Origin of the sequence: Halococcus dombrowskii (assembly GCF_022870485.1) — an archaeon.
GTDB classification, from domain to species: domain Archaea; phylum Halobacteriota; class Halobacteria; order Halobacteriales; family Halococcaceae; genus Halococcus; species Halococcus morrhuae.
Genome location: NZ_CP095005.1, coordinates 2,216,806 through 2,233,290 on the forward strand (window position 1 = coordinate 2,216,806; position 16,485 = coordinate 2,233,290).

The 16,485-nt window shown below is 65.5% G+C and carries 25 protein-coding genes; 15 read left to right on the plus strand and 10 right to left on the minus strand.

What is annotated here, in order from left to right:
- Positions 1–22 precede the first annotated feature (22 nt).
- The 13 genes from MUK72_RS11370 (at position 23) to MUK72_RS11430 (ending at position 9,241) form a co-directional block, all read left to right on the plus strand.
- Positions 23–844: a hypothetical protein gene (locus tag MUK72_RS11370; RefSeq protein ID WP_244700639.1), complete on the plus strand. Its 822-nt coding sequence runs from the start codon at positions 23–25 to the stop codon at positions 842–844.
- Between the two features lie 60 nt (positions 845–904).
- Positions 905–1,447, plus strand: a complete 543-nt coding sequence (locus MUK72_RS11375; RefSeq protein WP_004054855.1) for a DUF6789 family protein — start codon at positions 905–907, stop codon at positions 1,445–1,447.
- Between the two features lie 69 nt (positions 1,448–1,516).
- Positions 1,517–1,696: a hypothetical protein gene (locus MUK72_RS11380; RefSeq protein WP_004054856.1), complete on the plus strand. Its 180-nt coding sequence runs from the start codon at positions 1,517–1,519 to the stop codon at positions 1,694–1,696.
- 31 nt (positions 1,697–1,727) lie between these two features.
- The gene (locus tag MUK72_RS11385) at positions 1,728–2,153 is read left to right on the plus strand and encodes an RNA-binding protein (protein ID WP_244700642.1); all 426 of its coding nucleotides are present in this window, start codon (positions 1,728–1,730) and stop codon (positions 2,151–2,153) included.
- A 1-nt stretch (position 2,154) separates the two neighbouring features.
- Positions 2,155–2,862 (plus strand): RNase P subunit p30 family protein, encoded by a 708-nt coding sequence (locus tag MUK72_RS11390; RefSeq protein ID WP_244700658.1) that lies wholly within the window; start codon positions 2,155–2,157, stop codon positions 2,860–2,862.
- Entirely contained in the window at positions 2,846–3,475 is a 630-nt protein-coding gene (locus tag MUK72_RS11395; protein ID WP_244700661.1) for a class I SAM-dependent methyltransferase, read from the plus strand. Before MUK72_RS11390 ends, MUK72_RS11395 begins: the two co-directional genes overlap by 17 nt.
- Positions 3,476–3,477: 2 nt before the next feature.
- Complete coding sequence (locus tag MUK72_RS11400) at positions 3,478–3,954, plus strand: Rpp14/Pop5 family protein (protein WP_244700664.1); 477 nt, start codon at positions 3,478–3,480, stop codon at positions 3,952–3,954.
- 4 nt (positions 3,955–3,958) lie between these two features.
- Entirely contained in the window at positions 3,959–4,714 is a 756-nt protein-coding gene (gene psmA / locus MUK72_RS11405; RefSeq protein WP_244700667.1) for an archaeal proteasome endopeptidase complex subunit alpha, read from the plus strand.
- 70 nt (positions 4,715–4,784) lie between these two features.
- Complete coding sequence (locus MUK72_RS11410) at positions 4,785–5,510, plus strand: ribosome assembly factor SBDS (protein ID WP_244700670.1); 726 nt, start codon at positions 4,785–4,787, stop codon at positions 5,508–5,510.
- Between the two features lie 116 nt (positions 5,511–5,626).
- Positions 5,627–6,022 carry a hypothetical protein gene (locus tag MUK72_RS11415; RefSeq protein ID WP_244700673.1) on the plus strand — a complete coding sequence of 132 codons (396 nt, stop codon included), beginning with the start codon at positions 5,627–5,629 and terminating at the stop codon, positions 6,020–6,022.
- A gap of 15 nt (positions 6,023–6,037) precedes the next feature.
- The gene (locus MUK72_RS11420; RefSeq protein ID WP_244700676.1) at positions 6,038–6,958 is read left to right on the plus strand and encodes a DUF7972 family membrane protein; all 921 of its coding nucleotides are present in this window, start codon (positions 6,038–6,040) and stop codon (positions 6,956–6,958) included.
- 116 nt (positions 6,959–7,074) lie between these two features.
- Positions 7,075–8,367, plus strand: coding sequence for a GTPase HflX (hflX, locus tag MUK72_RS11425; RefSeq protein ID WP_244700679.1), 1,293 nt, complete (start codon positions 7,075–7,077; stop codon positions 8,365–8,367).
- 148 nt (positions 8,368–8,515) lie between these two features.
- Entirely contained in the window at positions 8,516–9,241 is a 726-nt protein-coding gene (locus MUK72_RS11430) for an HNH endonuclease (protein WP_244700682.1), read from the plus strand.
- Between the two features lie 7 nt (positions 9,242–9,248).
- On the opposite strand, the gene moaC is transcribed toward MUK72_RS11430, so the two are convergent.
- Both moaC and MUK72_RS11440 read right to left on the minus strand, forming a co-directional pair.
- On the minus strand, positions 9,249–9,749 hold the full coding sequence (gene moaC, locus MUK72_RS11435) for a cyclic pyranopterin monophosphate synthase MoaC (protein WP_244700685.1): 501 nt from the start codon (positions 9,747–9,749) through the stop codon (positions 9,249–9,251).
- A complete protein-coding gene (locus MUK72_RS11440) occupies positions 9,746–11,170 on the minus strand; it encodes an NAD(P)H-hydrate dehydratase (RefSeq protein WP_244700701.1) in 1,425 nt (474 codons plus the stop codon). Before MUK72_RS11440 ends, moaC begins: the two co-directional genes overlap by 4 nt.
- A 105-nt stretch (positions 11,171–11,275) precedes the next feature.
- Here MUK72_RS11440 and MUK72_RS11445 point away from each other — a divergent pair, with 105 nt between their 5' ends.
- Positions 11,276–11,680, plus strand: a complete 405-nt coding sequence (locus MUK72_RS11445) for a hypothetical protein (RefSeq protein WP_244700704.1) — start codon at positions 11,276–11,278, stop codon at positions 11,678–11,680.
- A gap of 9 nt (positions 11,681–11,689) precedes the next feature.
- Here the strand turns inward: MUK72_RS11445 and MUK72_RS11450 are convergent, their stop codons facing one another.
- Both MUK72_RS11450 and MUK72_RS11455 read right to left on the minus strand, forming a co-directional pair.
- Complete coding sequence (locus tag MUK72_RS11450) at positions 11,690–11,965, minus strand: acylphosphatase (RefSeq protein WP_244700707.1); 276 nt, start codon at positions 11,963–11,965, stop codon at positions 11,690–11,692.
- A gap of 61 nt (positions 11,966–12,026) precedes the next feature.
- Positions 12,027–12,935: a DNA-3-methyladenine glycosylase family protein gene (locus tag MUK72_RS11455; RefSeq protein ID WP_244700710.1), complete on the minus strand. Its 909-nt coding sequence runs from the start codon at positions 12,933–12,935 to the stop codon at positions 12,027–12,029.
- An 84-nt stretch (positions 12,936–13,019) separates the two neighbouring features.
- Here MUK72_RS11455 and MUK72_RS11460 point away from each other — a divergent pair, with 84 nt between their 5' ends.
- Positions 13,020–13,487 carry a DUF555 domain-containing protein gene (locus tag MUK72_RS11460; RefSeq protein ID WP_244700713.1) on the plus strand — a complete coding sequence of 156 codons (468 nt, stop codon included), beginning with the start codon at positions 13,020–13,022 and terminating at the stop codon, positions 13,485–13,487.
- 59 nt (positions 13,488–13,546) lie between these two features.
- On the opposite strand, the gene MUK72_RS11465 is transcribed toward MUK72_RS11460, so the two are convergent.
- From MUK72_RS11465 to MUK72_RS11490, 6 genes are all read right to left on the minus strand, one after another.
- Complete coding sequence (locus tag MUK72_RS11465) at positions 13,547–13,786, minus strand: UPF0058 family protein (RefSeq protein WP_244700730.1); 240 nt, start codon at positions 13,784–13,786, stop codon at positions 13,547–13,549.
- 142 nt (positions 13,787–13,928) lie between these two features.
- Positions 13,929–14,108 (minus strand): DUF7836 family putative zinc-binding protein, encoded by a 180-nt coding sequence (locus MUK72_RS11470; protein WP_244700734.1) that lies wholly within the window; start codon positions 14,106–14,108, stop codon positions 13,929–13,931.
- Between the two features lie 43 nt (positions 14,109–14,151).
- Positions 14,152–15,132 (minus strand): transcription initiation factor IIB, encoded by a 981-nt coding sequence (locus MUK72_RS11475; RefSeq protein WP_004054891.1) that lies wholly within the window; start codon positions 15,130–15,132, stop codon positions 14,152–14,154.
- A 314-nt stretch (positions 15,133–15,446) separates the two neighbouring features.
- A complete protein-coding gene (locus tag MUK72_RS11480; RefSeq protein WP_244700737.1) occupies positions 15,447–15,758 on the minus strand; it encodes a DUF8036 family membrane protein in 312 nt (103 codons plus the stop codon).
- 55 nt (positions 15,759–15,813) lie between these two features.
- Positions 15,814–16,089 carry an ArsR/SmtB family transcription factor gene (locus tag MUK72_RS11485; RefSeq protein ID WP_004054896.1) on the minus strand — a complete coding sequence of 92 codons (276 nt, stop codon included), beginning with the start codon at positions 16,087–16,089 and terminating at the stop codon, positions 15,814–15,816.
- A gap of 52 nt (positions 16,090–16,141) precedes the next feature.
- Complete coding sequence (locus MUK72_RS11490) at positions 16,142–16,426, minus strand: DUF357 domain-containing protein (RefSeq protein ID WP_244700739.1); 285 nt, start codon at positions 16,424–16,426, stop codon at positions 16,142–16,144.
- Positions 16,427–16,485 lie beyond the last annotated feature (59 nt).

Genomic DNA, 16,485 nt, shown 5'->3' on the forward strand with positions numbered 1-16,485 from the left:
GCGCCCACACCCCACTTCGGGTATGTTCGGGGTCGTCACGCGCAACGAGAAGGAGCTCGACTGGCCGGAGTTCGACCGCGCGTTCTTCGAGGTCAAATCCGTGAGCGGCCGGACGAACGAACCGGTCGAGGACGCGGTGAGCATGATCTCCTGTCACGCCGACAACGCCATCGCCGACGCCGATCCCGAGATCGTGCCGGTCAACGAGGCGGGCGAACGGGCGACCCGCGAACGTCGCTACTTCGATTGGGCGTACGTCTGTCCGACCCATCCCGGCTACCGCGAGGGGCTGCTCGAAACGATCGCGGACGCCGCCGCGGTCAGCGGGGACGTCCGCCTCGACGACGTGGGCTTTCCCCGTCCGGAGTACTGTTTCTGCGATCGGTGCATGGAGCAGTTCGCCGAAAGCTCGTTCGACGACCGGTTCGAATGGCGTCGCCAGCTCATCACCGATTTCGTCGCCGATGCCGCCGAGCGCGTGCCGGGGCGACTGTATCTCACGCTCCATCCCGACCCGTATCCCGGCCATCTCGTCGAGCGTTCGGGTATCGATTTCGACGAGCTCTCCGAGTACGTCGACGAGTTCGTCGTCCCGCTGTACGACATGGCCTACTCGACGACCTACTGGATCGAGATCATCGCCAAGGGCTTTCTCGATGCGCTCGGCACACCGTTCTCGATCGAGCTCTACGCGCCCGACATCGATCTCGACGAGCTGATCCACGCCGCCGAGGTCGCCGACGCCTACGCCAAGGACGTCCTGTTCGGCTACGACGCGAGCACGGCCTGTGGGGCGATCCGGCGGATGAACGCCGAGCGCAACGAGGGCCAGTCCTACGGCTGAATCGGCTGTCGTCGATCGTTTGCGCGATGGACTTTTATTTTTGGCCCACTATGTGTGCGTATGTCACGGTCCGATTCGGTCATCGCGGCGATCGCGGGCGAGTCACAGAGCGAGGCCGAAAACGACGTCGTCGCCGTGGTCAAGGGCGGCGTCATCGGTGCGATCGCCGGCGGGGTCGGCCTGCTCGCGATGGCACCGATCCTCTGGGCCGGGATCGCCCTCGGCGTCATCGACAGCGCGGCCTTCTCGGAACTCGCCTATCTCGGCCTCGGACGGCCGGACAACGCGCTGCTCGGCTACGTCATCTTCGCCGGCGGCGGCATGACGACGTGGCCGCTGCTGTTCGCCGTGCTCAACGACTATCTCCCCGGTCGGACGATGGTTCAGAGCGGGTTCGTCTTCGCCACCATCATGTGGACCGGCTTCCTCGTCGCCTTCTACAGCTCACAGGCCGGGCTGGCGCTCGTGCTCTACCTCCTGTTGACGCTGCTGGCCCACTGGGCCTACGGGGTCCTGCTCGGACTCGTGTTCTCGGTCGTCGCCCAGCGGACGGAGCTGCTGTTCGTCACGACGGACACGATGAGCGTGAGCAAGGAAACCTGATCGGGCGCGGCGCACGGCCGTTCACGGCGAAACACGGCGCTTTTATCCGCCCGTCCGATAACGCGATCCATGAGCTTCGAGGAAGACGACGAGGTCGTTCTGCACGACGAGCACAGCGAGTACGACGGCGAGACGGGCACCGTGACGCAGGTGATGGAAACGATGTTCGGCGACGCGACCTACACCGTCACCTTCGAGGACGGTCAGGAGGCGGGCGTCCCCGAGGACTCGCTCGAAGCCGAGGAGTAAGGCGTTTGTCGCCCGAGAACGGAGCAAGGGTATGAGCGGCGTTCCGTTCCACTACATCGACCTGCGGACCTTCTGCTATGCGACCGAGGACGAGGCGCGCGTTCAGGGCGCGCTCCGTCAGTTCCTCCCCGACGAGGTCGCGATCGACCGTATCGAAAACGAGGGGTTCAACGGCGATCGCATCGTCGTGCTGTCGGCTCGCGTCGAGAACGCCGACGAGATCCGCCACGTGCTCGACGAACTCGCCGCGATCGACCTCGACGCGATCCGCACCGAACTCGAAGAGCGTGTCGACGAGAACTGCTCGCTATTCTTACGTCTCGACAAACAGGCAGCCTACGGCGGACGAGTCGAGCGCGGTCCAGGGATCGAACTCCGCGCGAAGGTCGAGGCCTACCCCGCGAAGAAGGCGGCGGCCATCGAGAACGCCGCCGACGCACTCGAATCGCGGGCGTAAGATGGACGTATACGAGGCCGTCCGTGCGTATCCCGACGGCAAGAGCACCGCCGCACGGCTCGCGCTGACGGCCGCAGAGTACGATTTCTCGGGTATCGTCGTTCGTAACGGCCCCAATGCGTTCGACGGTGGTCCGAGTAGAAGCGAGATCGCCGACGAGTACGACATCGACGCCGTGGATGCGGTCGAGATCGGCGGTGATAGCCGGTCTGCGGCGAGTTCGCGAGTCAAGGAGCATCGCGAGGAGTACACACTGGTCGTAGTCGAGGGCTCCGACGCGCTGAACCGCTTCGCCTGCGAGGAGCCCCGCGTCGACGTTCTGGCACGGCCGATGGCCGACGGCGACGTCAACCACGTGCTCGCACGAGCGGCAAAGCGAAACGGCGTGCGCTTCGAGTTCGACTTCGGGCGTGTTCTCCGGACGAGCGGCGGCCGGCGCGTCCAGGCGCTCGGCGATCTCCGCAAGCTCCGCGAGATCGTCGCCTACTACGACGCACCCTACGTGGTGAGCGCAAGTCCGGAGAGCCATCTCGAACTGCGCGCGCCACGGGAGCTGCTCGCGCTCGGCGACGTCATCGGCTTCGATCGCGAGGCGGTCGCGCGCGGGCTCGCCGAGTGGGGTCATCTCGCGGCTCGCAATCGCGAGCGCCTAAGCGAGTCGTTCATTGGGCCGGGCGTCCGCAGAGGGAGATATGAAGAAGACGATTGAGGAACACGCCGCGCGCTTCGACGAGCATTCCGGGAGCTACGACGAAGATCAGGACAGCGCCGAATACCGTGCCTGCGCGTCATTGGTCGTCGAACACGCCGCGCCCGACTCCGACGATACCGTGCTCGATCTCGGCACCGGAACGGGGGCCATCGCGCTCGCGCTCTCGGGCGACGCCGAGCGGGTCGTCGGCCGTGATATCTCGGACGGGATGATGGACGAAGCCCGATCGAAGGCAACGGAGGCAGGTATCGAAAACGTCACGTTCGGCGAAGGGAACTTCCGCGAGCCGGCGGTCGACGAGTCGGTCGACGTCGTGGTCTCGAACTTCGCGATGCACCATCTGGACGACGAGGAAAAGCGCGAGGCGATCGAAGCCATCGCGGCTCTCGGCCCCCGCAAATTCGTGCTTGGCGACGTGATGTTCTTCGGCGAGCCCGATCCCGACGAACCCTTCTACTCGCCCGACGTCGACGATCCCGCAACCGTCGGCACGCTCGCCGACGCGCTGACGGATGCAGGCTTCTCGCTCACCGCTGTCGAGCGCGTTCACGATCAGGTCGGCGTGCTGGTCGCCGAACGCGCCGACGGGAGGGGCGCGGCGGACGAGTAAGCGTGAAACACCTGCCGAAACATCTCCGTCCGCGCCGGCGCTATCTCGCGGTCGCGATCGAATCGTGGCCCGATGGCGATTTCGGCACACGCGACTTCCAGCGCGAGTGCTGGTACGCCGCCCAGAACCTCCTCGGCGATCCGGGCAGCGCCGATGCCGACCTCAGCGTCATCGACTTCGACGTGGAGGATGGATCGGGGCTGGCGATCGTCCGGGTGCGCCACGGTGAGGTCGAACGAGCACGGGCCGCGATCGCCTGTGTCGACACCGTCGGCGACGCGCCGGTCGGCATCCGAGTGCTCGGCGTGAGCGGAACGATACGCGCCTGTGAGGAAAGGTATAAAGGTCGCGCGGCCCGAGAATCCGCCGAGAGAAACGTCGCGTTCGCGGATGCACGACGGCCCGCGACCGTGCGGGGCGATCGGGTCGAGATCGACTCGGAGAGTGGGTTCGTGGGAGCGACAACACTCGATATCTAAAACTATGCAGGGACAATCCCAACAGCAGGCCTACGACCGCGGGATAACGATCTTCTCGCCGGACGGGCGACTCTATCAGGTCGAGTACGCCCGCGAGGCCGTCAAGCGTGGCACCGCGAGCATCGGCGTCAAGACCGACGACGGCGTCGTCTTCGCCGTCGACAAGCGCTTCCGCTCGCCGCTGATGGAGCGCGAGAGCGTCGAGAAGATGCACAAGGCCGACGATCACATCGGCATCGCCAGCGCGGGCCACGTCGCCGACGCCCGCCAGCTCATCGACTTCGCGCGCCGCCAGGCCCAAGTCGAGCAGCTCCGCTACGGCGAGCCGATCGGCGTCGAGACGATCACCAAGGAAGTCACCGACCACATCCAACAGTACACGCAGGTCGGTGGCGCACGCCCGTTCGGCGTGGCGCTCATCATCGGCGGCATCGAGGACGGCGAGCCGCGGCTGTTCGAGACCGATCCGTCCGGCACGTCGTCGGAGTGGCAGGCGCTCGCGATCGGCTCCGGCCGCAGCGAGATGATCGAGTATCTCGAAGAGAACTACCAAGAGTCGATGGATCTCCAGGGCGGCATCGGCCTCGCCCTCGAAACGCTCGCCGAATCCGTCGACGGCGGCCTCACGCCGGAGGGCATCGGCGTCGCCACGATCGACGTCGAGACCGAGCGCTTCGCGGAGCTCCCCGACGACGAGGTTGATTCGTATCTCGACGAGTACGAACTCTTCGAGAGCGACGACGAGGACACCGACGAGTAACCACGACGCCGACGGGCCGTGCTTTTTCGCGATGGGAAACGACTTGTAGCTTCGCCCCCCAGAGGGTGGCATGATATCGCTCGACGAGGCGGTGACGGCACGCCTCGAATCGCACGGGGCACGCTTCGAGGTGCTCGTCGATCCCGATGCGGCGCTCTCCATCGACCGCGGCGAGTTCGAGGACGATCTCGAGGACGTGATCGCCGCCGAGGACGTCTTCGAGGACGCCTCCCGCGGGGATCGCCCCGCCGAGGCCGACGTCGAGGAGGTGTTCGGGACGACCGAACCGCTGGAGATCATCCCCGAAGTGATCCGTGAGGGCGAGATCCAGATCACGGCCGAGCAGCGCCGCGAGATGCAGGCCCAAAAGCGCAAACAGCTCATCAACACGATCGCGCGCAACGCGGTCAACCCACAGATGGACGGCGCACCCCACCCGCCCGATCGGATCGAGTCGGCGCTCGAAGAGACCGACTTCCGGATCGACGCGATGGACCCCGTCGAAAGCCAGATCGACGACGCGCTCGACGCGCTGCGCCCCGTGATCCCCATCCGCTTCGAGGAGGTGACGATGGCCGCCCAGATCCCCGCCGAACACGCCGGCAGCGCGCAGGCACAGATCCGCCAGTTCGGCGATCTCGTCAGGGAGGAGTGGCAGAACGACGGCTCCTGGATCGGCGTCGTCGAGTTCCCCGCCGGCCTGCAGAACGACTTCTACGAACTCGTCAGCGAACAGTCGGCGGGCGAAGGCGAGACCAAGAAAGTGCGTGACGAGGAGGACATCCGCACCCGGTGAGCCGGCCACCGAAGGCAGTACGCTCATACCGATGCCGCGTGAGGGAGATTCATGACGAACGAATCGGGAGCGGCGGGCGGTGCCGAACCACCGGTCTACGGCCGACATACTGAGTGATGCGGGGTTCGCGAGTGCGGCTGTTGGCCGTCGTCGCCCTCGTCGCACTTCTCGTGACCAGCGGCTGTCTCACGACCGATCCGGCCGTCGAGCTGAACACGACTGAATCGGCGGTGTTCGCGGAGGCGTCCGCGAGCGGGTCGGTGGCGATCGGGCAGGTGAACGCAAAGCTGAGTCTCGTTCCGAACGCGACGACCGACGAGGGCGTCGATCGACTTCTCGTCGTCGCTCCGAACGGCGAGACGTTCCACCGGACCACGCTCGACAGCGGCCAGTCGAGTGCCGCCATCCTCCTGCCGCCCGACGGGTCCGCGACCATCGTTGCCGCAAACACCGTCAACGGCACGGTCGTCGAGACGCGCAACGCGACGATCACCGGTGATTCGCTGCGCTGACTGGAGACGCTCATCATGAACAAACTCTCGAAGTGGATCCTCATCGACGGCAACCGACTGCTCGTTTCCGTTCTGCTCGCCGCCATGGCCTTCCTGATCACGTTCGGCGCGACGCGGATCGGGCTCGTCACCTTCCAACCGGCGAGCGCGGTCTCGTCGATGTTCGGCAGCGGCGTCGTCTCCGGACTGTTCTCGGTCATCACGATCACGCTCACCGTGAACCAGCTCGTGCTCTCGCGGGTGTTCGGGACGGTCGAAGATCTCACCGATCGCCTCGACGGTACGCGCGAATTCCGGCGATCGGTTGCGGAGCTCACGGGTCGCGCCACGAGTCCGAACGACCCGGCGGCGTTCCTCGCGCTCATCGGCGAGACGATCGGCGAGCGGGTGGAAGCGTTCGCCGCGAACTACGACGGCGAGACGACCGACGAGATCGAGGAATACCGTTCGGCCATCGACTCCTACGCCGAACGCCTCGAAGGGGTCGCTGGCACCGAGGACACGATGGCGATCGTCTCGACGCTGGTCGGGCCGGCCTACGCACAGCGCCTGACCGAAACGGAGGCCATCCGTCGGACGCACGACGACCGCTCGACCGAGGAGCTCGACGCGGTGACGGAGCTGTTAGAAGCGGTCGCGGTCGCCCGACAGTTCTTCAAGACGATCGCGATCCAGCAGGACCTCGCGGGGCTTTCTCGACGGCTGGCCACCCTCGGTATCCCCATCCTGCTCGTCGCGTTTTACGCCACGACTATCTATACGACCGTCCCGAGCGCGACCGTCGCACAGCCGCTGTTGCCCGTCGTCGTCAGCGCCGCCATCGCGATCGTGTTGCTGCCGCTCGCGATCCTTCTCAGCTACATGCTCAGGCTCGCCACGATCGCGCGCTATACGGTCTCGGTCGGTCCGTTCGTTCCGCCCGAGGAACAAACCTGACGACGCATCGATCGGCTCGGTCGATGGCGGGCGACGGACGCGACGGATCGGACCCGGGATTGAAAGGGGATGGAGCCGTATTTCCGACCGATCGACGCCACGCGTCGAGCCACCACATGAAGGTCATCATCGCAAAGCGGGTCGATTCGGGCAGCGCCGACACGGGTGAGATCGCCGATCTCGCGGCGGCGGCCGGCCACGAGGTCGTCGGCACGCTCACCCAGACCAGGACCGAGGACGCCGCGCTCCATCTCGGCGAGGGGAAGGCCAACGAGCTCGCGGCGCTCGTCCGCGATCGGGACGCGGCGGCGGTGATCTTCGACAACCGGCTCGGCCCCTACCAGATCTACAACCTCGGCCAGCGTCTGCCGGGCGACACCGAAGTGCTGGATCGGTTCCGGCTGATCCTCGAGATCTTCGGCCAGCGCGCGGAGACGAAGAAGGCCCAGCTCCAGGTCGAACTCGCCGAACTCAGATACGAACTCCCGCGCGCGGAGGCGAAGACGAGCCTCGCCAAGCGCGACGAGCGCCCGGGGTTCATGGGGCTCGGCGAGTACGACGAATCGCGCGAGCAGGACATCAAGGCACAGATCAGCGCGATCCGCGAGGAGCTCGACGGGATCGAGGAGACCGAAGCCCATCGACGCGAACAGCGCCGCGAGTCCGGCTTCGATCTCGTGGCGCTGGCTGGCTACACGAACGCCGGCAAGTCGACGCTGCTGCGCCGGCTCGCTGCCGACGTCGATATCGACGAGAACGAGGGGCTCCATCCGGATCTCGATTCGACTGCCGAATCCGAGAATCGGCTGTTCACGACGCTCGGGACGACCACGCGCCGGGCGGCGATGGATCGCCCGGTGCTCGTGACCGACACGGTGGGGTTCATCTCCGATCTCCCTCACTGGCTGGTCGAATCGTTCAAGTCGACGCTCGATTCGGTCTACCGCGCCGATCTCGTGCTCCTGGTCGTGGACGCGAGCGAGCCGACCGAGACGATGCGCGAGAAGCTCGTCACCGCCCACGACACGCTCTACGAGCGCAACGAGGCCCCGATCGTCACCGTTCTGAACAAGACCGACCGCGTCGACGCCGACGAGTTGGCCGAAAAGCGCGAGGCGCTGTCGGCGCTCGCGCCCAATCCCGTGCCGGTCAGCGCCGCCGAGGGCGACGACGTCGGGGCGCTGCTCGAACGCGTCGAAGGCGAACTTCCCGATTACGAACGCGAGCGGCTCGTGTTGCCGATGGGCGACGGAACGATGAGCCTCGTGTCCTGGATCCACGATCACGCCCGCGTCGAGGACGTCTCCTACGGCGAGCAGGTCACGGTCACGTTCGCCGCGCGCCCGGCGGTCGTCGAGCGGAGTCGGGATCGTGCCGCAAACCTCACCGTGCCGGCCGAATCGGCCTGAGCGCTCGGTCGGTGTCGGGGTCGTCGACCGTCACTAGTCCGAAGGGGTCGTGTGTCCGGTTCGAATCCGGAGACAGCAAGCAGCCGAACGGACGACGATCCCGGTAGCTTCTTGTCACGGACGAAACGTTCGCCGAACGTCACAGATCATGGCGACGGAGACGAGCTACAACCCCGCGTACGACGACTACACGAGCAACGAGTATCCGCCGGACTGGGACGGCCGACGGAAGGCGGTGCTCACCCGCGACGGCTACACGTGTCAGGGCTGTGGTGTCAAGAGCACGCGCGTCGACGACGTCTACTTCGACGTCGACCACATCGTGGCGAAATCCAATGGCGGTGGCCACGAGCTGTCGAACCTACAGACGCTCTGTCCGACCTGTCATGCCGACAAACACGCCGGTAACGGAAAACTCGCGCAGCGAGCACGGGACTGGGAGCGCCGGAACACGCGGTCGGTGACGTGGCGCGTGCTTCGCGTACTGCTCGTCGTTCCTGTCCTGTTCGATCTGCTCACCGGTAGTTCCAAGAGCATCACCGACGAGTACGGCCGGGAGATCGAACTCACCCCGCTCGGCTCGCTGCCCGCACTCCCGACCGATCACGGCGTCAGCACCGACGTGCGGGTCGCGACGCTGTGGAACAGTTCCTCGTCGTCGGTTCAACAGGTCGGCCTGCTCGCGCCGGCCGACAGCGGTCGTGACGACGACGTGACGCTGATCCGGTTCGTCGTCTGGGCGGACAACGGGCTCCGCCAAATGCGCGAAAACGAACGCTATCGCCTGATCGGCGGGCGCACGAACGAGTACGATGGCGACGTACAGCTCGTGCTCGACGGCCAGAGCGAGATCCGGCCGTTCGGTGACGGCTGAAGGAAGCTCAGTTCTCGTCGAGCGTCTTTTCCTTTTCGAGCACTCGCACGCCCTCGATTTCCGTCGCGGGATACTGGCCGTCCTCGTCCTTCTCGGCGGCCTTCGTCATGTCCCAGACGGTGTTGAGCCCCGTCGTCACACCCTGGAGGGCCTCCATCTCGCAGCCCGTTTTCCCAGTGGTTTCGACGGTGACGGTGAGCGTCACGTGGTCGTCATCGAGGGTGAACTCGGTCTCGACGTTCGTGATGGGGATCTGATGACAGAGCGGGATCGTCTCCCACGTGTGCTTGACGGCACGGATCGCGCCGATGCGCGCGGTCGCGAGGACGTTCCCCTTCTCGATCCCGTCGTCGGCGATCGCCGCGACCGTCGATTCTCGGAGGCGGATCGTGCCGCGGGCGACCGCCCGGCGCGCGCTATCGGGTTTCGCGCCGACGTCGACCATCTGTGCGTCGCCTTCGGTCGTGGTGTGAGTCAATTCACTCGCGTCGCCCGGATCGTCACTCATCGGTCCGCCTCCATCGCGTGCGGGATCCCGTCGAGCAGTTCGGAGGCGAGCAGCCCGCTCTCGGAGAACTGCTCGGCCGCCCGGCCGTTGACGTAGGGTGCGACGCTGGCCGCCTCGAACGGGTTCCGCGTCGCGAGCAGCGCGGCCGTGATCCCGGCGAGCACGTCGCCGGTCCCGCCGACAGTCATCCCGGGCGTTCCGGTCCGGGAGATCCGCGTCCGTTCGCCGTCGGTGATCACGTCGTCCTTCGCCTTCGCCAGCACGACGTGGCCGAGATCGGCGGCGAAGGCCTCGATCTCGTCGACGTGCTCGCTGAGGTCGTCGACGTCGGGGCCGCCCATCGCGGCGAGTTCCTTCCGGTTCGGCGTGCAGACGAGCGTCGCGTCCGTCTCGATCTCGGGGACGACGGCGAGTGCATCGGCATCGACGACCACCCGGCCGTCGAACTGTCGGAGGAACTCCTCGACGGCCGTGTGGGTCTCGTCGGCGCTGCCGAGTCCCGGCCCGAGCACCACGACGTCGTCGTGATCGGTCGCCGTCTCGACCAACCCATCGACGTGGTCGGGACCGAGCCGATCGGCGTCGTAGGGCTGGACGATGAGATCCTCGGCGTAGCTCGCGATCGGCTCGAACACGCGCTCGGGGGCCGCGACGAAGGCGAGATCGGCACCCGCACGGAGCGCAGCCTGCCCCGCGAGTGCCGGTGCGCCGGTGTAGGGACCGCCGCCGACGACGAACACGCGCCCGGCATCGCCCTTCTCGCCGTGTGGATCGCGCTCGACGGTGAGATCGCCCGGCCCAACGAACCGCTCGGCGGCCCGCGGGATTCCGATGTCGGCGACCCGTACGTCCGCGTCGAGCGCGTCGAGTCCGGGCTTCGTGTCGTGGAACGTGACGACGTGGTCGGCATCGACGGCTCCCGCACCTCCCTTGCCGGTGTCGGCATCGACACCCGATGGAACGTCGACCGAGAGAACGGTCGCGTCGGAGTCATTCATCGCACGCGCAGCCGTGGCCTCGGGCTCGCGGAGTTCGCCGGTAATTCCCGTGCCGAGCATCGCGTCCACGACGACATCCGGATTCCCGAGATCGAGATTTCGTGAGTCGCGTACTTCATCGATCTCGTAGCCAGCCTGTTCGAGCGCTGCCCAGTTCTCGCGGGCGATCCCGGTCGTGACCGTTTCGGCGCGCCCGAGTAGCAGCGTGCGCGTGTCGTACGTGTCGAGAAAGCGCGTGGCGACGAACGCGTCACCGCCGTTGTTGCCCCGGCCGGCGACGATCGTCACGCGCGCGTCCGGCTCGGCGACGTCTTGGACCGCACTGGCGACGGCGTTGCCGCTCGACTCCATCAACTGTTTCCTGGGGACGCCGAGCGCCGCCGCGTTCTCGTCGACGGCGGCCATCCGGTCGGTGTCGATCATGGCGCGAGTTCGGTCGGCTCTGGGTTAACTTTGTAGGACCGCCGTGGTGAAACGGGAGAGTCGATTCATCGGTACGCTTTTTGCGAATACCGACCCAGGGCACGCATGCCGATCACCGAAGCCGAGTGGGATGCGGGCACGACGACGGCTGCCGAAACCGGCGACCCCGCGACGACCCCGGTGGGCGAGTACGAGAGCGAGCGCGACCTCATCGTCGCCTTTCTCGGTGAGAACCCGGACAACGCGTACACGCGCGCCGAGATCATCAAAGGCGTCGATTTCGGCGAAACCGAGGACCCAGATCGCGTGAGCCGACGGCTAAGAGGGATCTCGATCGTGACCGAGAACATCGTCGACATCGCCGGCGATATCACCGCGAGCGCGATCGTCATCGACGACGTCGACGGGGCGCTCGACGAACTCGTCGCGGAGGGAATCGTCACCGAAAACGAGATCGATGACGATGGCGAGACGGTTACATACTACCGGCTGGCTGGCGATAGGACCTGAATCGACCGCTCAACGCCGAACCTCGAACCCGGAGAGTCCCTCGGGATCGCCGTATTTGGCATCGACGCTCTCGACCTCCGCGGCCGGACTGCCGTTGTGGCACCACTCGACCATGCGCTCAACGTCTCCTTCCTTGCCCTCGAAAACCGCCTCGACGCGGCCGTCGTCCAGGTTCTGCACCCAGCCATCGACATCGATCTCGCGGGCGGTGTCGCGGGTGTTCGCACGATAGGCGACGCCCTGGACGCGACCGGAGACGAACACGTGGGCACGGGTCTCGCTCATGGACCGGATTTTCGGCGGACGAGCAAAAGCGGTCTGGCTCCGGTAGACGGTTCGCCGACGATCACTCGACCCCGCCACGCAGATAGTGAAACACGTACGTCTGGACGTAGCCCGCGTAGTCGTCGCCGAAGCGCTCGCGGATCGCCCGCGAGGTCTCGGCGTAAGAGCCGCGATCGCAGTCGGGATAGTGTTCGGAAATCGCCTGTCGGATCCAGGTGTCGAGCGGGACGGCTTCGAGGTAATCGAGCGCGAAGAGGAGTACGCAGTCGGCGACCTTGTCCCCGACGCCGACGAACTGCTTGAGATACTCGCGAGCCTCCTCGAAGGCCATCCCGCTGGCCGATTCGGGGTGTGCCTCGCCGCTCGCGACGAGTTCGGCCGTCCGCTCGACGTAGGGCGCTCGATAGCCGAGCGAACACTCGCGCAGTTCCTCCTCGCTGGCGTCGGCCAACTGCACGGGCGTCGGGAAGGCGTGGTAAGTCTCGCCGTCGAACTCGATCGCCGATCCGAACTCGCGGGCGAGCGTGCGCTGCATCCCGTGGATGCGGGACACGCGCATCTGAGCCGAACAGATGAACGAGACGAGCGAGACGAACGGCGGATCGCGGACCACTCGCAGCCCCTCGTAGGCGTCGAACGCCCGCTCGATCAGCGGTTCGGCCGGCGTCGCGTCGCGGATGGCGTCGAGATCGTCATCGAGTCGCAGTCGGTGGGTGAGCAGCTCCGTTGCGTCGGTCGTCGCCTCCCAGTCGAGCCGACCGTCGACTTGGCGGGTGCGGAGCACCTCGCGCTCGCCGGTAACCGTCGCCGGGAGCACCGTCTCGTACCACGCCGACCCGCCGACGGCCGACGGTCGATCGTACATCCGGCCGTCCGCACGCTGCCACGCGTAGCTCTGGCCGCTTTCGAGCGTGGCCTGCAGATCGAAGTCGCCCGCCACTTCGTCGAGGTCGAGGCTGCCGGTCTCCATCACGATGGTGGACGAACGGGTGGTCGTTGGCCCTTTCGACTTCGGCGACCCAACGTTGATACTATCAGCCGATGAACGGCCGACATGGACTGTCGAGTCGTCGTCGAGGCCGCCGTGCCCGTCTACGATGTCGAGACGCCCGACGAGGCCGTCCGCATCGCCATCTCGAAGACCGGCGGAATGCTCAACCCCGATCTGAGCTACGTCGAGATCGAGATGGGTTCGCGCAGCTCGCCCGCCGGCGAGGAGTTGGAACCGGCCTTCATCGTCGCCGACGAAGCGCTCGTCGCACTCGAACTCGAAATGACCGTCTTCAGCGTCGAACGCGAGGAACACGCCGCCCGCATCGCGCGCAAGGAGATCGGTCAACGACTCGAAAACATCCCGCTCGACGTCCTCGAAATCGAGATCCTCGAAAGCGACGACGAAGCCGAGGATGACGACGACATCGTCACCGACGAGGATGACACCAGCGATGAGGACGATGCCAGTGACGAAGACGACGGCGACGAAGATCTACTGCCGGAGTTCGACGAGCTGCTCGAAGAGTGAACCGCGGCGCTACGGAACGTTGCTGACCGGAGAACGCGGTTGTCTGCCGTTCGCTCGTCTCAGTCGGCGGCCGCCGGAACCGTCTCCTCGGTTTCGGTTCGTCGCATATCGGTTGTAATACCGTCAGCGAGCGCGAAGACGGCGGCTTTGTGGTCTGTCTTCGACTGGTGAATCGATGTCGGCCGGACGCCGAGCGATTCGTACGAGTCGTAGTCGGCCGATTTCCCCGTCCGTGCTTCGTGATGCTTACGTACCTCTGCAAGCAGGCCGTGGAGGTGGATAAGCTCCTGCTTTTTCATGGGCACATGTCCCTAGTGACTGGAGGATATTAGTAGTATCCTGACTCTCGTTAACATACGGAGGCGAAAAACGCCGTGAAACGGCCGTTCACGGCGGTGATTGTCATCGATGATAATGCAGTTCCTCACACGGTTCGTCCGACTACTGGAACTGTTTGAACGCGCTGAGATCGCGATCGGTTCGCATAAACTCGCTGATACGATAGCTCGCGTGACAGTTCGGACAGTGGAACGTCGACCCGCCCGCCGGAAGCTCGCGCGGCGTCTCGCGCCAGTGTTTCGTACATTCCGGACACAACAGTTGGACGGCTGCTTCGTCCATGTCACCGTTCAACACGCGACGAGTACAAAAAGGTTCGCGTCGATCAGGCGGCCATCACGTCGCCTTCGGCTTCGAGCAGCTCCTTGTACCGGTTTCGGATGGTGACCTCGGAGATGTCGGCGACCTCGCTGACCGCGCCCTGCGTGACCTTCTCGTTGGTGAGCAGCGCGGCGGCGTAGACCGCGGCAGCAGCGAGCCCGACGGGGCTCTTGCCGCTGATGATCCCCTCGTCCTTGGCGGTTTCGAGGAGCTGTCGCGCGCGCCGCTCGGCCTCCTCCGAGAGTTCGAGATCGGAGGCAAACCGCGGCACGTAGCTCGCGGGGTCGGCCGGCTGGATCTCCAGGCCCAGCTCGCGGACCACGTAGCGGTAGGTCCGGGTGAGCTCCATCTTCCCCACTCTGGAGACGGTGGCGATCTCGTCGAGGCTCCGGGGCGTGCCAGCCTGGCGGGCCGCCGCGTAGAGCGCCGAGGTCGAGACACCCTCGATCGAACGCCCGGGCAGGAGATCCTCGTCGAGCGCGCGGCGGTAGATGACCGACGCCGTCTCGCGGACGCTGTCGGGAAGCCCCAGGGCGCTCGCCATGCGGTCGATCTCGCCGAGCGCTTGTTTCAGATTGCGCTCCTTCGAGTCGCGGGTACGGAAGCGCTCGTTCCAGGTACGCAGGCGCTGCATCTTCTGGCGCTGGCGCGAGGAGAGCGCGTTGCCGTAGGCGTCCTTGTTCTGCCAGCCGATGTTCGTCGACAGCCCCTTGTCGTGCATCATGTTCGTCGTCGGGGCACCGACTCTGGACTTCTGGTCGCGCTCGGCGGAGTCAAATGCTCGCCACTCGGGACCGCGGTCGATCTCGTCGGCCTCGACGACGAGCCCACAGTTCGTACAGACGGTCTCGCCGTGCTCGCTGTCGGCGGCCAGCCGGCCGCCACACTCGGGACAGACGAGCTCGTCTTCGTCGACTTCCTCTTCCTCGACCTCGCTCTCGTCGGTTCGTTCTCGCTCGTTGACTCGTGTTGTTGAATCGCTCATGGGTTTGTGATTCGGATGCGGTTGGCTGCTGGGGATCGGTCGCGCCCACTCCCAGAACTCGGTATCTGACAATACGTTAGCTCGTAAACTACTTAAAGCTACCGGTTACACACCGTCGAAATCGATCGCCTCACGCCCTCTCGACGCCGTCTGTGTGGAGGGGGTTAAACTACCGCTTATCGCGGCGCTTTTCCGGGTAGACGTACCGACGACGCTGCTCACGGCAGGGGGTTGTGCGCGAGCAATGATAGCGATGGGCTTGCAGTTCCTTGCACGTTTTCCGATCGAACACCTTCGACGGCTCCGCGCCACATTCAGTCCCACGTGACCCACGTGAGGAAGGCGACGCCGCCGAACTCGAACAGCCGGAGCGCGAGCATCGCCTCCTGGGCGATCGGCGGGACGAGCTCGGGGTTCGTCACCCAGAGGGTGAGCGTGTTGTGGAAGACGAAGAAGTAGATCGCCAGTGCGTTCTCCGCGAGCAGCAAGACTGCGAAGACCAGCAGGCCGAGGGTGTGCTTCGAGCGGAACTGGAGGAAGTTCCGCCCCCAGACGTAGCCCAGTCCGAGGAGCAGCAGCACGTTCAGCGCGCTGAACACGCGCATCGCGTCGATCAGAGCCGCCATCTATCCCTACATACCTCGTTTGCGTGCATATACTCTTTCCCAAATCGGACCATATTCAGTTCACCTCGTCGATGATTTCCTCGATCGTCTCCCAGTGATGGCGCGCCTGCTCGGTCGGGAGATAGATCGCGCCGTAGTCGTCACCGCTGTTTTCGAGAACGTTGTTCTCCTCCAGTACGTCGAGATGATGACGGACGGTTTTGTAGTCGAGATCGAGCTCCTCGGCGAGACGGTTGGCGTTACGTGGCCGTTCGTCGAGCGCTTGGAGAATACGCACGCGGTTCGTGCCACCGCGTGTCCCGGTCAGCACGTACCACAGAACGGCCTCCATCGAAGGAAACTGACACACCCACCCCTTGTAAGCGCACCGACCGCATCTGTTCTCAAACCGTGAAAAGATCACCTTCGTTCGGCACCGAAAACAGCCCGATGCGCGCACCGGCGTCGAGCCACGCGTGACCGTAGGAAAACGCCGCGAGCGCGTTCACGGGGTCGTCGCTGGCGCGAAAATGTCGTCCGTCCTCTAGATACGAGCGCGCCATCTCCTCGTAGTCGGCGGCGGAATCAGCCAGTGGCGTCCCCGACGGCGGCGCGATCGTCGCCGCGGCGAGCGCGTCGGCGAGCAGCCGTTCGTATCGGTCGGTCTTCTCCGCGAGATCTGCAGGCATGGCCCGACCGAGGGGGACAGCCCCCTAAACTCCCCCGACAGCACAAGGTAGTTATTCGC

Bases quoted from the DNA above. Each gene is read 5' to 3' on its own strand.
- MUK72_RS11445 (WP_244700704.1), top strand. From the start codon at position 11,276: ATGCCGATCACCGAAGCCGAGTGGGATGCGGGCACGACGACGGCTGCC.
- MUK72_RS11430 (WP_244700682.1), top strand. From the start codon at position 8,516: ATGGCGACGGAGACGAGCTACAACCCCGCGTACGACGACTACACGAGC.
- MUK72_RS11490 (WP_244700739.1), bottom strand. From the start codon at position 16,426: ATGCCTGCAGATCTCGCGGAGAAGACCGACCGATACGAACGGCTGCTC.
- MUK72_RS11460 (WP_244700713.1), top strand. From the start codon at position 13,020: ATGGACTGTCGAGTCGTCGTCGAGGCCGCCGTGCCCGTCTACGATGTC.
- MUK72_RS11390 (WP_244700658.1), top strand. From the start codon at position 2,155: ATGGACGTATACGAGGCCGTCCGTGCGTATCCCGACGGCAAGAGCACC.
- MUK72_RS11440 (WP_244700701.1), bottom strand. From the start codon at position 11,170: ATGATCGACACCGACCGGATGGCCGCCGTCGACGAGAACGCGGCGGCG.
- MUK72_RS11375 (WP_004054855.1), top strand. From the start codon at position 905: ATGTCACGGTCCGATTCGGTCATCGCGGCGATCGCGGGCGAGTCACAG.
- MUK72_RS11465 (WP_244700730.1), bottom strand. From the start codon at position 13,786: ATGAAAAAGCAGGAGCTTATCCACCTCCACGGCCTGCTTGCAGAGGTA.
- moaC (WP_244700685.1), bottom strand. From the start codon at position 9,749: ATGAGTGACGATCCGGGCGACGCGAGTGAATTGACTCACACCACGACC.
- MUK72_RS11475 (WP_004054891.1), bottom strand. From the start codon at position 15,132: ATGAGCGATTCAACAACACGAGTCAACGAGCGAGAACGAACCGACGAG.
- MUK72_RS11380 (WP_004054856.1), top strand. From the start codon at position 1,517: ATGAGCTTCGAGGAAGACGACGAGGTCGTTCTGCACGACGAGCACAGC.
- hflX (WP_244700679.1), top strand. From the start codon at position 7,075: ATGAAGGTCATCATCGCAAAGCGGGTCGATTCGGGCAGCGCCGACACG.
- MUK72_RS11480 (WP_244700737.1), bottom strand. From the start codon at position 15,758: ATGGCGGCTCTGATCGACGCGATGCGCGTGTTCAGCGCGCTGAACGTG.
- MUK72_RS11410 (WP_244700670.1), top strand. From the start codon at position 4,785: ATGATATCGCTCGACGAGGCGGTGACGGCACGCCTCGAATCGCACGGG.
- MUK72_RS11370 (WP_244700639.1), top strand. From the start codon at position 23: ATGTTCGGGGTCGTCACGCGCAACGAGAAGGAGCTCGACTGGCCGGAG.
- MUK72_RS11470 (WP_244700734.1), bottom strand. From the start codon at position 14,108: ATGGACGAAGCAGCCGTCCAACTGTTGTGTCCGGAATGTACGAAACAC.
- MUK72_RS11485 (WP_004054896.1), bottom strand. From the start codon at position 16,089: ATGGAGGCCGTTCTGTGGTACGTGCTGACCGGGACACGCGGTGGCACG.
- MUK72_RS11450 (WP_244700707.1), bottom strand. From the start codon at position 11,965: ATGAGCGAGACCCGTGCCCACGTGTTCGTCTCCGGTCGCGTCCAGGGC.
- psmA (WP_244700667.1), top strand. From the start codon at position 3,959: ATGCAGGGACAATCCCAACAGCAGGCCTACGACCGCGGGATAACGATC.
- MUK72_RS11420 (WP_244700676.1), top strand. From the start codon at position 6,038: ATGAACAAACTCTCGAAGTGGATCCTCATCGACGGCAACCGACTGCTC.
- MUK72_RS11395 (WP_244700661.1), top strand. From the start codon at position 2,846: ATGAAGAAGACGATTGAGGAACACGCCGCGCGCTTCGACGAGCATTCC.
- MUK72_RS11415 (WP_244700673.1), top strand. From the start codon at position 5,627: ATGCGGGGTTCGCGAGTGCGGCTGTTGGCCGTCGTCGCCCTCGTCGCA.
- MUK72_RS11385 (WP_244700642.1), top strand. From the start codon at position 1,728: ATGAGCGGCGTTCCGTTCCACTACATCGACCTGCGGACCTTCTGCTAT.
- MUK72_RS11455 (WP_244700710.1), bottom strand. From the start codon at position 12,935: ATGGAGACCGGCAGCCTCGACCTCGACGAAGTGGCGGGCGACTTCGAT.